Source organism: Comamonas odontotermitis (genome assembly GCF_014207855.1).
In the GTDB taxonomy this organism is placed as follows: Bacteria; Pseudomonadota; Gammaproteobacteria; order Burkholderiales; family Burkholderiaceae_C; genus Comamonas; species Comamonas odontotermitis_A.
This window is the reverse complement of record NZ_JACHKZ010000028.1, coordinates 1-13,006: the sequence shown is the minus strand read 5'-3', so window position 1 is coordinate 13,006 and position 13,006 is coordinate 1. Positions and strand designations below refer to the sequence as shown.

Genomic DNA, 13,006 nt, shown 5'->3' with positions numbered 1-13,006 from the left:
TCAAGCTTGCCGCGCCAACATGCAGTTGGGGTTCATGATGCCTTGCGGGTCAAGCGCCTGTTTGATGGATCGCATCATGGACAGCGCAACCGGCGACTGGTAATCGGGCAGGGTGGCTGCCTTCAAGGTGCCAATGCCGTGCTCGGCCGAAATGGAGCCGCCAAACTCGGCAACGGCGTCGTAGACGATGTGGTTGATCTCGTGTTCGCGCTCCTCAAGAAATGCCTTGGCATCCATGCCTTCGGGGGCCTGCACGTTGAAGTGCAGGTTGCCGTCTCCCAGGTGGCCAAAGTTCACCAGGCGCATGCCCGGCACCTTGTGCGCCAGCACGGCGGTGGCATGTTCCACGAAGGCAGGAATGCGTGAAATCGGCACCGAGATATCGTGCTTGATGTTGAGGCCTTCCTCGACCTGCGCGAGCGGAATGCTTTCGCGGATGTGCCACAGGTTGTGGGCCTGGCCCAGGTTTTCGGCCACCACGGCGTCCAGTGCGATTTCCTGCTCGAACGCGGCCTCCATCAGCGCCTCAAAGCGCGCGCGGGCGTGTGCCTCGGATTCGCTGTCGGAGTTCTCCAGCACCACGGCGTATGGGAAATCGGGGTTGTCGATGAAGGGCACGCGCAGCTGCGGCATGTGCTTGTCTACTAGGGTCAGTGCAAAGCGGTTCATCACCTCAAAGCCGGTGAGGCCTGCGCCCAGGTACTGGTGGGCGAGGCCCAGCAATTGCACGGCCGCTTCAAACGAGGGCAGTGCGGCCCAGGCGGTGAGTTGGCTGGCAGGCATGGGGTAGATCTTCATCGTGGCGGCCGTGATCACCCCCAGCGTGCCTTCGCTGCCGATGAAAAGGTTGCGCAGGTCATAGCCCGTGTTGTCCTTGCGCAGGCCTTTCAATCCATTCCAGATTTCTCCCTGGGCGTTGACCACTTCCAGGCCCAGACACAGCTCGCGGGTATTGCCATAGCGCACCACCTGCGTGCCGCCGGCATTGGTGCCCAGGTTGCCGCCAATGGTGCAGCTGCCTTCAGCTGCCAGCGACAGGGGAAAGAGGAAACCTTCCTTCTCGCAGCGCTCCTGCAGGCTTTGCAGAATGCAGCCCGCATCGACGGTGATCGTCAGGTTGTCCTTGTCCAGCGCACGCACAGCATTCATGCGGCCCAGGTTCAGCACCACCTGCGTGCCGGAGGTATCGGGGGTCGATCCCACCACCAGGCCGGTGTTGCCGCCCTGTGGCACGATGGCCGTGCCATTGGCGGCGCAGGCCTTGACCACGGTAGCCACTTCTTCGGTGGAGCCGGGGCGCACCACGGCCAGGGCCTTGCCGTGTTCGCGGCGTCGCCAGTCCTGTTCGTAGGCGCTGAGGTCTCCATCGGTCAGTACGTGGTTATCGCCCACAATGCGGCGCAGGCTGGCAATCAGGTCGGTCATGGCTTGGTCTCAACAAATATCCAAAAACAAAAATGCGGTCAGTGGGGCGACGGCCCGGCCGATGGCTCGGCAGGCCGCACGGCTTTCTGGCGGCCCTTGACGTGCAGAACGCAGGCGGCAAACAGCAGCAGGCACAGCGCAATCTCGGCCATGGCGCACCAGCGGCTGGGGGGCGCATCGCCAAATGCGCGCACCACACCCTCGGTAAAGTACAGCCACACCAGAAGACTGACCCAGCGGTAGGTGTACATGCGGTGCTTGAGCAGTCCTGCCAGCGGCAGGCACAGTGGCAGCGCCTTGATGACGAGCCAGGAGCCGCCAGGGCGCAGCGGCGCGATCCACAGCTCCCACGCCACGGACAGTATCACCAGGCCCAAGAGCGATACCACCGCAAGCGTGCGCGACAACTGCGCCACGCCTGGCGCTGCGGCGGGCGTTACCAAATCAGGCAGATTCGAAGGTGCAGAAGGCATGGTGCGTGGTGTGAAAATGGCATCATATCGGCATGTACGGCACAGAAGAGAAAAACGCGGCATCGAGGGCGTTGGATACCACCCCCACCAGGTCAGAGCGCTGGTGGCAAGCGTTGGCTGATTTTCCATGGGGCAACACGGTTGATACCCTGCGCAGGCGTTTCGGCGAAGACCGGCTGGGCCTGACGGCCAGCAGCCTGACCTTCACCACTACCTTGGCGCTGGTGCCCTTCATGACGGTAGCGCTGGCGCTGTTCACCGCGTTTCCGATGTTCTCGCAGATGGAGGCGCAACTGCAGCGTTGGCTTGTCGAGAGCCTGATCCCCAGCAGCATTGCCAGCCAGGTGCTGGGCTATATCACCCAGTTCGCCAGCAAGGCAAGCCGTCTGGGCATGGCGGGCCTGAGTTTTCTGCTGGTCACGGCGCTGGCGCTGATTCTCACCATGGACCGCACGCTCAACAACATCTGGCGGGTGCGCAAGCTCAGGCCCCTGGGCCAGCGCGTGCTCATCTACTGGGCAGCCATCACGCTGGGGCCGCTGCTGCTGGCCGCCAGCCTGGCGCTGACTTCGTCGGTGATGGCCGCCTCGCGCAGCGCCATGGGGGAGCTGCCGTACCTCATTCGCCTCGCTTTCGATTCGTTGGAGTTTGTACTGCTGGCGGCAGGGGTGACTGCCATGTTCCGCTATGTGCCCAACACTTATGTGCGCTGGCGCGACGCGCTGGCGGGTGGCGTGTTTGTGGCCATCGGGATCGAGCTGGCCAAGAAGATTCTGGCCCTGTACCTGGCCAATGTACCCACGTATTCCACGATCTATGGCACCTTTGCCACCCTGCCCATTTTGCTCATCTGGATTTATGTGGCCTGGGTGATCGTGCTGCTCGGCGCTGTGGTGGCCGCCTATCTGCCTAGCCTGCTGGCGGGCGTGGCTCGTCTGCCTACGGCACAGAGCTGGGATTTTCAGCTGGCCCTCGAATGCCTGCACGCTCTCAATCCCATGCGCTACCAGCCCGAAAAGGGGTTGTACCTGCACCAGTTGGCCACGCAATTGAAGGTGGAGGATGTGCAGCTGCACCGTGCGCTGGATGTGCTGACCCAGCTGGACTGGGTGGGAGCCGTGGTGGATGTGGAGGGCCGTGCCACCGGCGCAGAACAGGGCCAGAGTAGTGACAGCGATGCCCGCTACGTGCTGCTGGTAGAGCCCGCGGCAACGCGTGCGCAGCCATTGATGACGGCGCTGCTGCTGGAATGCAACGAAGCCACCGAGCCCCTGTGGTGGCACTGCGGGCTCGATCACCTCATGCTGATCGATCTGTTGGAGCGCCGCCACGGTGCGCTGCAAGCGCGAGAGGTGCAGGAGGCAGAACGCGCCGCAGCCTGAAATCTGCGAGGGCGGAAAAAATCAGGCGCGCAAGGACTGCGGGTAGCTTGCTTCCAGTCGCTGGCGTGCAAATGCCACCAGATCTGCGGGGTAGCGCGGGTGCGCCGCAAAGGCGTTGTCATTCAGGTCGTAGAGCACCACCAGGGCTGCAACTTCCCAGGCCCAGTGGTTGCGGGCAATGTCGGTCCACGAGGCGGGTGACAGGGCATCGGGCGTAGCGGGATAGGCCTGCTGCAGGTAAGCCTGCAAGGGGGCGCTGTATACCTCCAACTGCTCGAAGAACGGTGTGAGGGCCGCGTAGGGCTCCGGACAGAACAGCGCTTCCACCGCTTCGGTCTTGTCACATGCAGCGGCACTCAGGTAATCGAGCAGACGGTCGCACTGGTTGTCCAGCAGGCGCTGCACGATGGGGGGAATCAGCTCCTGGCGCTCCAGCAGTACCGGAAAGGACAGCAATTGGACTGCCGCGCAATAGTCCTGGCCCGCCACTTCCAATGTGTGGTGGTGGGCGAGGCCTTTCTCGCTCATGCTGCGGGCCATGCTGGCAAATTCATTGCAGCAGTGCAGCACATGCTCGAACAGCGCTTCCAGGCTGGTGAGCGACAGGCCCCGGGTGTAGGCCAACTCGGGCAGGCGCAGTGCCTGGCGCACCGCATTGCGCCAGTCATCCCAGGCCTGCTGCTGGCTGCCGGGCGCCAGATCCTGCATGTCCAGCCCGTAGTACCCGTGGCTGGCAAATTCGTGCAACTGGGCCAGTGCATCCGCCCATGCCTCGTTCCAGCGCTCGGTATCCACGGGCTGGCGAGGTTGCAGCAGATGCCACGGCAGCGCGTGACAATGCTGCAAAAGGCTGGGAAGGGCGGTATCTAGCATGGCTGGAGGTATTTCTGCTGCGTAGTGCACTGTTCGTAGTGCACCCCGATGCAGCGACAGGCCATAGGCTAGCGCATTCTGCGCAATTTGCGCGCTAAAAAATGGCCGTCCTTACCACTGCTTACCGCCGATACAGGTGAGATATCTCGCTATCAAAATTATTGCTCAATACTGAAGGAAATCCCGAATTGCAAACAGCGTTGAATCGGGAGATTCCATCATTTGATTATGGCCGTTGGGAATCGTTCGCACCTGCACGGTCTTGCCTGCGGCCTTGGCTGCATCGATCAGGCCCTTGGCGGCTTTGGGCGGAGTCATCTGGTCTTGCTCGCCGAGCACAAACAGAACGGCGCAACTGACGGCCGCCATGGCTGCTTCGGCGCCGCTGTAGCTGTCGCAGGCCACAAAGCCGGTATACAGCAGGTTGGTGTCGCTATTGCTGGCCAGCACACGGCGGCCCAGCGCGGTGCCCGCGCCAAACACCCAGCTGCCAGCGCCATTGGGTGGCGAGAGGGTGGCGCGCGAGAAGGTCTGCACCATGGCGATGGCCTGGTCCGGCGCGCTTTGCGCCAGATCCAGCAGTACAGGCGATACCTTCATGGGGGCAGCGGTGCCTACCAATACGAGGTGGCTGACACGCGCGCCCAATTGGGCCGCTGCCTGCATGGCAATCAGGCTGCCCCAGCTGTGGCCGATCAAGGCAGCTTTCTGCAGGCCGGCGGCGTCCATCATCTGGCCGATGAAAGTGGCGGCTTCTTCCACGCTGGCAGGCGCCTTGCCGCCGCTCTTGCAGTGGCCCGGCAGGTCGATGGCCAGCACGTTCCAGCCGTGGTTGGCCAGGTAGCGGCTTTGCAGGGCCCACACGCTGTGGTCGCACAGCACGCCATGGATGAAGATGGCGGTGGGCCTGGCGGCGTCGAACGCCTTGCCGCCGGTATAGGCATATATGTCTGTGCCCTGTACTTGGATATGCATTTCGGTCTCCAGATTCTTGTGCGGTATCTCGTGGCTCACGTGGCAGGCTGGTGCTTAGAACGTGTTTACGATCTCTGCGCAGCCGCGTTGGAGTGCAATCGGGATGAGTTCGAAGCGCTGGGCCGCAGCTTGCACCGGGGTGCAAGCAAGGGCTAGCGCGAAGAAATCGCCCGATTTCACTCCAACCCAGAGGGACAGTGGGTTTGGGGGCGCCCGGCTAGGGGCGGTCTGCTTCGTTGCAGCACTTGCCAATAGCTGGCTATTGGCTGCGCACTGCGCCTCGCATCCCCTCCCGCAAAGCCACTGTCGCGGCGCGAGGAGATCGTAAACACGTTCTTAGATATCCGCAATCAGCCGCTTGCCCAGCGACACGGTCTTGTCATTGCTGTAGCCCAGGCTTTCGTAAAAGGCGATCACCGCCTCGTTGCCTTCGCGCACCTGCAGGTTCAGTTTGGGGCAGCCGCGCTCGGTGAGCAATTGCTCGGCCCGCTCCATCAGGCGGCGCGCATGGCCCTGGCGCTGGCAGCGCGGGTGAACGGCCAGGTAGTTGATCCAGCCGCGATGGCCGTCGTAGCCCACCATCACGCTGGCGATCAGTTGTCCGGCTCCATCGGTGCCGGCCAGGAACAGCTCGGGCGACACGCTGAGTTTGCGCGCAATGTCCTTGTGCGGATCATTCCAGGGGCGGGTCAGGCCGCAGTCGCGCCACAGGCCGATCACGGCGTCGGTATCGGCGGGAGCAAAGCTGCGGATCTGCATGGAATGCGTGGCGTCCATGATGCTCATCAAGCAGCCTTTTCTGCGGCCTTGAGCGCGCGCTTGAGGTCGTCGATCAGATCGTCGGCATCTTCCAGCCCGATCGACAGGCGGATCGTTCCCTGGCCGATGCCTGCCTGGGCCAGCGCTTCGTCCGTCATGCGGAAGTGCGTGGTGCTGGCCGGGTGGATGACCAGCGAGCGGCAGTCGCCGACGTTGGCCAGGTGGCTGAAGACCTTGAGTGTTTCGATGAATTTCTTGCCCTGGTTGCGGTTGCCTGCGATGTCGAAACTGAACACCGAGCCCGCGCCGCGTGGCAGCAGCTTTTGCGCCAGCGCATGGGAGGGGTGCGATTCCAGCATTGGATGCCCCACGCGGCCCACCAGCGGATGGCTGGCGAGGAACTGCACGACTTTTTCGGTGTTGCGCATGTGGCGCTCCATGCGCAGCGGCAGCGTCTCGATGCCTTGCAGAATCAGCCAGGCGGTGTGCGGGCTCATGCAGGCGCCGAAGTCGCGCAGGCCCTCGCGGCGTGCGCGCAGCAAGAAGGCGCCCACCGTGCTCTCTTCGGTGAACACCATGTTGTGAAAGCCGTCGTAGGGCTCGGTCAACTCGGGAAAGCGCCCGCTCTTTTCCCAGTCGAAGCTGCCGCCATCCACGACGATGCCGCCAATCACCGTGCCATGGCCTGAGAGGAATTTGGTCGCCGAGTGGTAGACGAGGTCCGCGCCATGCGCGAAGGGCTTGATGAGCCACGGCGAGGTGAGGGTGGAATCCACCAGCAGCGGCACACCCGCATCGTGGGCAATTTGTGCCACGGTGGGAATGTCCAGTACATCCAGCCCGGGGTTGCCCACGGTTTCACCAAAGAAAAGCTTGGTGTTGGGGCGGATGGCGGCGCGCCAGCCGTCAATGTCGCCGGGTTTGACGAAGGTGGTCTCGATGCCAAAGCGCCGCAGCGTGTAGTGCAGCAGGTTCTGCGAGCCGCCATACAGCGCGGTGCTGGCCACGATGTGGCTGCCCGCGCCCATCAGTGTGGCAATCGACAGGTGCAGCGCTGCCTGGCCGCTGGCCACGGCAATGGCTCCCACGCCGCCTTCGAGGGCCGACACGCGCTGCTCCAGCACGGCATTGGTCGGGTTGCTGATGCGGCTGTAGACATGGCCTGGCCGCTCCAGGTTGAACAGGCTGGCGGCGTGGTCGCTGGATTCGAAGACGAACGAGGTCGTCAGGTGGATGGGCACGGCACGTGCGCCGGTGGCCGGGTCGGGCTGGGCGCCTGCGTGCAGGCTCAGGGTGTCAAAACCGGGGTCTGAATAGCCAGGCATGGCGGATCTCCATCAGATTGTCATTCTGGGTGGGGATTGTCGGCTATATTTAACGAACCATTGCTGGCAGCCCTGTCGCGCAAGCGTTGGGTGGCCGCATCCACTTCCACCGAGCGCCAGCCAGGGCATGCATCTGCTGGAGATCTTGAAGGAGACGAGCATGAAAGTCAGTGACATCCTGCGCCTCAAAGGCAATACCCTCTACACCGCAAGCGTGAATGACCCGCTCTCCGACGCCATTCAGACCATGTCCGAGAAAGACATCGGTTCGCTGGTGGTGATGGAGCACGGCGACGTGGTAGGCATGCTGACTTTCCGTGAGGTGATCGTCGCCATCGTGGGCAACGGTGGCTCTGCCGGGAACACGCTGGTGCGCAGCGTGATGGACGATGCGCCGCTGACCTGCACCATGGAAACCGACATGGACGAGGTGCGCCGCATGATGCTGGACCGCCATGCGCGCTACATGCCGGTGATGGACAAGAAAATGCTGATGGGCGTGATCAGCTTCTACGACGTGGCCAAGGCTGTGGTTGACAGCCAGAATTTCGAGAACAAGATGCTCAAGGCCTATATCCGTGACTGGCCGGTGGAAGGCGAGGCCGACTGACGTGGCGGCGCGGCAACAATCTGCTGGCCCGCAACATCCTGTCAGACAGCGGCCGCAAGGCCGCTTTTTCATACCCGCTCACAGCCCGGCCTGCGCTCAAAAGCGGATGATGCGGCCGGAAGGGCGCGGTGCAGCATGTGTGTCGCTGCTGTGCGTGGGCGGCTGGCCTACATACCGGGCCCGTGGCCGGATCAGCTGACCGCCTGCGCGCTGCTCCAGCGCATGGGCAATCCAGCCAGCAGTGCGGCCCAGGGCAAACAGCACAAACGCCGCGCCTGCTGGCAGCCCCAAACTGCGCTGGATGGCAACCAGCGCGTAGTCAAGGCTGGGGTGCAGGCCGGTGTCCTGGTACACGCGCTGGAGCAACTGCTCACGCGCCGCATCCGGTGGCAGCAGGCCCAGCAGGTGCAGGCTGCGCGGATCGCCCGCCGGGTAGAGCGGGTGGCCAAAACCTGCACAGTAGTGCGGTGTGGTGCCCAGGCGGGTGTCTGCCAGCAATGTGCGCAGCGATGGAGCAATCCCCTTGCGGCCCGCGCGATGCCAGTCTTCCCAATGGCTGGCGATCACATCCGTCATGCCGCCATGCAGCGGGCCGGACAGCGCCGCCAGGCCCGCGCCCACGCTGGCATGCAGGCTGGCGCCGGTGGATGCCACCACGCGCGTGGCAAAGCTGGATGCATTGAGTTCATGGTCAGCACACAGCACCAGCGTCTGGCGCAGGATATCGGTATGGGCCGGGCTTGTAGCCCATATCCGCTCCAGACTTATATGCAGTGGCTGCAGGTGCTTTATTTTTTGTAGCAACTGCAATTGCCTTGCCCCGCTTGTAACTGGCTGGCCGGTCAGCACCTCGGCCATGCGCTGCAGCAGGGCCAGCGGCCAGAGTGCGGCCTGCTCCATCTCGGGCTCCCACGCCTCTTTGCCGCCGTACCAGGCTGACAGTGCCTGGGAAGGCCTGCGTGGCAGCCCGGTTTTTGCTACCTTTTTGTGAGCGGTTGGCGCTTTTACATCGGGCGTGGCAGGCAGTTCTTGGTTCCACAGCAGCGCCGCCACTTCCTCAAGGCTCGCATGCGCGGCCAGCGAGGCCGCCAGATGGCCCCGGTAGTACAGCTGGCCGCCTTCGACCTGGGTGATGGCGGATGCCAGCACGGGCGTTCCCCAATCCAGCGTGGACTGGGCAAGCCGCGCCGGGTTACGTACCGATTGCCGCTGGGTGGCAAGGCGCTGTACATCGGCGCGTGCATACACATGGCCGCGCTGGCCGGGCTGGGATTGCGCGCGCAGCAGGCCGCGGCTGACATAGCTGTACAGGCTGGCGCGCTGTACACCCAGCACGGCGGCGGCCTGCTGGCTGCTCAGCCAAGGGGAATCGTCGGCCTGAGAGGTTGGAGAGGCGGCAGTTGGGTGAGGCATGCGCCATGCTAGCCCACATGGATTGGCCCAATCAAGATTGACGGTGCAGGGCGCAGCGCGTGCAATGGCGGCCAGCGCAACCCTTTCATACGCCCTTGCCCATGAAGCCAGAAATGCAAATGTCCCACACCACCCCGCCTGCAGATGACCTGCATCACCGCATTCGCCAAGCCGTGCAACAGCAATGGCATGCAGCAGGTCTGCCGGGGGCCCCCGCCGCCGATGCACAGGCGCTGCAGCTGGGCGGCGATGGCGGCGGCTACCCCTCCAGCTTTGCGGTGGATGTGGCGGCAGGCGCTTGCGTCGCTGCAGCCACGCTGGCTGCGGCGCAGTTGGGTAGCCTGCGCACTGGCAGCGCGCTTGCCTGCGCCAATGTGCAGGTGCCGCATGCCTTGGCAGAAACCACGGGGTACTTCACCCTCGATGGGGTGCAGCCCGATCTGTGGTCGCCCATCTCGGGCCTGTACCCCTGCGGTGCGGCGCTGGGCAGACCGGGCTGGGTGCGCATCCACGCCAATTTCGACCACCACCGTGATGGCGCGTTGCAACTGTTGGGTCTGCCCACCGGTAACTTGACTTCAAAACAAGCCGTAGTGCAGGCATTGAAAGGATGGGATGCTATTGATTTTGAAACGCAAGCCGCCGCACGCGGCCTGGTTGTGGCGGCTGCGCGCACGCCGCAAGAGTGGGCTACCCACCCTCAAAGCGCAGCGGTGGCCGCGCAGCCGCTGGTGCAGATCACGCAGCTGGATGCCGGGCAGCCTGCGCCACCGCGTGCCTGGCCAGGCTTGCAAGGTGCAGGGCCTCTATCGGGGATTCGGGTACTGGATCTGACGCGCATTCTCTCGGGCCCGGTGGCGGCGCGCACACTGGCCGCACATGGCGCAGAAGTGCTGATGATCAACGGCCCGGGCCTGCCCAACATTGGAGCCATTGCCGATCTGAGCCGGGGCAAGCGCTCGGCCTTGCTCGATTTGAAGTCTGCAGCTGGCAAGGCCCAGTTTGCCAGCCTGCTGGGCGGCGCTCATGTGCTGCTGCAGGGCTACCATCCCGGCAGCCTGGATGCACTCGGCTTTGGCCCGCAGCAGGCTGCGCAGTTGCAGCCCGGTATTGTGTATGCCAGCCTGTCGGCCTATGGGCGCAGTGGGCCCTGGGCAGACCGGCGCGGGTTCGATTCGCTGGTACAGACAGCCAGCGGTATCAACTGGGCGGAGGGCCAGGCCTTTGACGACATCGCAAGCAGTAGCGGCCTGCGCGCGCTGCCGATGCAGATTCTGGATTACGCTGCGGGCCTCTGGCTGGCCTTTGGCATCCAGGCCGCATTGCACCGCCAGGCCGTGCAAGGGGGGAGTTGGCATGTGCAGGTGTCGCTGGCGCGCACGGCCCAGTGGCTCCAGGAGCTGGGGCAGCGGCCCGTGCTGCCCCAAAGGTTTGGCGATGCGGAGGGAGAAGGGGTCGCAGCCAGAGTGGCACCTTACCTTGAAACGCTGGCCAGCGGTTTTGGCCCATTGGTTGCGGTGCGCCCCAGTGGTGTGCTGGGCGGCGTGGCTACGCCGTGGCGCTACCCGTCCATGCCGCCGGGCAGCGCAGCGCCCCAGTGGTCTTGATCTGTGTGCAGTGGTTGCTAGGGTTTTTGATGTGCTGCCGCGCATTGGCAGGGCGCGAAAAGCTTGTTTTCTGCAAAAAACCTGCGTTTGGCGGGCGTGGGTGGCACGGCATGCAGGCAAGTTGCGTTGGCGGCTTGTCCGCACTCTCTGGCGGCTGCCGCTTTCACCCGCATAATGGCGGGCTATGAGCGGCAATACCTTCGGCACCTTATTCACTGTTACCAACTTTGGCGAATCCCATGGGCCCGCGATCGGCTGTGTGATTGATGGCTGCCCCCCCGGCATGGCGCTGTGCGAAGCGGACATTCAGCACGATCTGGACCGTCGCCGCCCCGGCACCAGCAAGTACGTGACGCAGCGCAACGAGCCGGACCAGGTTGAAATCCTCTCGGGTGTTTACGAAGGCAAGACCACCGGCACGCCGATCTCGCTGCTCATCCGCAACACCGACCAGCGCAGCAAGGATTATTCCAATATTGCGCAGAGCTTTCGGCCCGGCCACGCCGACTATGCCTACTGGCACAAGTACGGCATCCGCGATCCGCGTGGCGGTGGCCGCTCGTCTGCGCGCCTGACAGCACCTACGGTGGCGGCAGGCGCCGTGGCCAAAAAGTGGCTCAAGGAGAAGTTTGGCACCGAGTTCCGCGCCTGCATGCTGCAGGTGGGCGAGGTGGCTTTGCCGTTCGAGAGCTGGGAGCATGTGCCGAATAACCCGTTCTTTGCCCCGGTGGCCGATGTGACGCGCTACGAGGAATACATGGATGCGCTGCGCAAATCGGGCGATTCCTGCGGCGCCTTGATTCGTGTCAACGCCAGCGGCGTGCCCGTGGGCCTGGGCGAGCCGCTGTATGACAAGCTCGATGCCGATATTGCCTACGCCATGATGGGCCTCAATGCCGTCAAGGCCGTGGAGATTGGCGCAGGCTTTGACAGCGTGGCCCAGCGAGGCACCACCCATGGTGATTCGCTCAGCCCCCAGGGTTTTCGCAGCAACAACGCGGGCGGCATTCTGGGGGGTATCAGCACGGGGCAGGACATCGAGATCCGTATCGCAATCAAGCCCACCAGCTCGATCATCAGCCCGCGCGAGTCGATCGATGTCGACGGCAACAGCACCGAAGTCATCACCAAGGGCCGCCATGACCCCTGCGTGGGCATCCGCGCCGCACCCATTGCCGAGGCCTTGCTGGCCATGGTGCTGATGGACCATGCCCTGCGCCACCGCGCGCAGAATGCCGATGTGGTGGTGGGTTTTGGCCCGATTGCGGCGCAGGCCCCTGGGGTTTGATTGAAAAAGCGCCTTGGGTGCCCGCAGCTCGGGCACCAGCTGTGAACTGTCAAGAGGTTGTTTGCAGATTTGAGCCTGGTCATCGGGGCAATTCGACCAATGCCACTGTGAGGCCTGTGCCAGTTGTAGTGATGCTGCCAGCTATGTAAGGCTTGTGTTCGCTCAGCTGAATTCTGGTATGTCCAACCATAGGCCCACTCATGCAGCGCCGATTGGATGAATCGCTCGGCCTTGCCATTGGTCTGTGGCCGATACGGCCTGGTGAACTTGTGCTGCACGCCCAAGGCTTTGGACTCGCAGATCGCTTTGGGAGAGCAGATGGGCCTGGAGGAAGCATCGGCCAGGGCGGCAAGTTCGTCCGCACGATTGAACAGACCAGAGCCACCACGGTCATGACGATGATGGCCGCTCGCTACAACTTGAAGCGCTTGGCGTCGTTCCTTGAGAACAAGGTGGATGCGTTCTTCAAACCAACGCGCTCAAAGAGACAGGTGCGTCTGCAAACGGGCAGAGCCTGAGGATTTGGGCGCTGCCTGGCCTCCAAACGCTCGAAATCTGCTTCTCACCAACCGGCGATGAATGATTCGCTCGTCATGCGCAATGGATGGCTGGAAATCAATGGTTGTGAGAGGTTCCCAAAAGTACCTGCAACAGTATGAGGCGAAGAGAAGCCCGCAGCAAGGGTTAAAGCGATAGCTCCTCTCATTATTTATCTGGTTAATATTTGGACATTTGGCCATTTTTCCAGATAAGGGCCTAATGACTGAATTGTAGTCTTCACTGGGCTTTGTTGCACAAATCCGGGCCGCAGCGGTAGTAGGCTCGGATGATGAGTGAGACGAACTGGGGTCGGCGCAAGTACCGCACCACAAACTG

Annotated in this window: 11 protein-coding genes and 2 pseudogenes; 5 read left to right on the top strand and 8 right to left on the bottom strand. The window is 63.2% G+C overall.

Going from position 1 to position 13,006, the window contains the following annotated elements; translation table 11 throughout:
- The gene (locus tag HNP33_RS17110; protein WP_184710656.1) at nt 1-1,425 is read right to left on the bottom strand and encodes an FAD-binding oxidoreductase; all 1,425 of its coding nucleotides are present in this window, start codon (nt 1,423-1,425) and stop codon (nt 1-3) included.
- A 38-nt stretch (nt 1,426-1,463) separates the two neighbouring features.
- Nucleotides 1,464-1,898 (bottom strand): DUF2069 domain-containing protein, encoded by a 435-nt coding sequence (locus HNP33_RS17105; RefSeq protein WP_184710654.1) that lies wholly within the window; start codon nt 1,896-1,898, stop codon nt 1,464-1,466.
- A 113-nt stretch (nt 1,899-2,011) separates the two neighbouring features.
- Between HNP33_RS17105 and HNP33_RS17100 the strand changes: the two genes are divergently transcribed.
- Nucleotides 2,012-3,280 (top strand): YihY family inner membrane protein, encoded by a 1,269-nt coding sequence (locus tag HNP33_RS17100; protein WP_233464580.1) that lies wholly within the window; start codon nt 2,012-2,014, stop codon nt 3,278-3,280.
- A 21-nt stretch (nt 3,281-3,301) separates the two neighbouring features.
- Here HNP33_RS17100 and HNP33_RS17095 read toward each other — a convergent pair whose 3' ends face one another.
- The 4 genes from HNP33_RS17095 to HNP33_RS17080 form a co-directional block, all read right to left on the bottom strand.
- A complete protein-coding gene (locus tag HNP33_RS17095) occupies nt 3,302-4,153 on the bottom strand; it encodes a PoNe immunity protein domain-containing protein (RefSeq protein ID WP_184710650.1) in 852 nt (283 codons plus the stop codon).
- A 165-nt stretch (nt 4,154-4,318) separates the two neighbouring features.
- Entirely contained in the window at nt 4,319-5,128 is an 810-nt protein-coding gene (locus tag HNP33_RS17090) for an alpha/beta fold hydrolase (protein ID WP_184710648.1), read from the bottom strand.
- A 336-nt stretch (nt 5,129-5,464) separates the two neighbouring features.
- Entirely contained in the window at nt 5,465-5,887 is a 423-nt protein-coding gene (locus HNP33_RS17085) for a GNAT family acetyltransferase (RefSeq protein WP_184710732.1), read from the bottom strand.
- A gap of 26 nt (nt 5,888-5,913) precedes the next feature.
- Nucleotides 5,914-7,212, bottom strand: a complete 1,299-nt coding sequence (locus HNP33_RS17080; RefSeq protein WP_184710646.1) for an O-acetylhomoserine aminocarboxypropyltransferase — start codon at nt 7,210-7,212, stop codon at nt 5,914-5,916.
- Nucleotides 7,213-7,372: 160 nt separating this feature from the next.
- On the opposite strand from HNP33_RS17080, the gene HNP33_RS17075 reads away from it, so the two are divergent.
- Nucleotides 7,373-7,822 (top strand): CBS domain-containing protein, encoded by a 450-nt coding sequence (locus HNP33_RS17075; protein ID WP_184710644.1) that lies wholly within the window; start codon nt 7,373-7,375, stop codon nt 7,820-7,822.
- A 96-nt stretch (nt 7,823-7,918) separates the two neighbouring features.
- Here HNP33_RS17075 and HNP33_RS17070 read toward each other — a convergent pair whose 3' ends face one another.
- Nucleotides 7,919-9,235: a citrate synthase family protein gene (locus tag HNP33_RS17070; protein WP_221452111.1), complete on the bottom strand. Its 1,317-nt coding sequence runs from the start codon at nt 9,233-9,235 to the stop codon at nt 7,919-7,921.
- A 119-nt stretch (nt 9,236-9,354) separates the two neighbouring features.
- Between HNP33_RS17070 and HNP33_RS17065 the strand changes: the two genes are divergently transcribed.
- Both HNP33_RS17065 and aroC read left to right on the top strand, forming a co-directional pair.
- A complete protein-coding gene (locus tag HNP33_RS17065) occupies nt 9,355-10,842 on the top strand; it encodes a CoA transferase (protein ID WP_184710642.1) in 1,488 nt (495 codons plus the stop codon).
- A gap of 184 nt (nt 10,843-11,026) precedes the next feature.
- On the top strand, nt 11,027-12,130 hold the full coding sequence (gene aroC, locus HNP33_RS17060; protein WP_184710640.1) for a chorismate synthase: 1,104 nt from the start codon (nt 11,027-11,029) through the stop codon (nt 12,128-12,130).
- 38 nt (nt 12,131-12,168) lie between these two features.
- Here aroC and HNP33_RS17055 read toward each other — a convergent pair.
- A pseudogene (locus HNP33_RS17055) lies at nt 12,169-12,414 on the bottom strand (integrase core domain-containing protein); the annotation flags it as partial.
- Between the two features lie 60 nt (nt 12,415-12,474).
- On the opposite strand from HNP33_RS17055, the pseudogene HNP33_RS17050 reads away from it, so the two are divergent.
- Nucleotides 12,475-12,648 (top strand): annotated as a pseudogene (locus HNP33_RS17050) (IS5/IS1182 family transposase); the annotation flags it as partial.
- Nucleotides 12,649-13,006 lie beyond the last annotated feature (358 nt).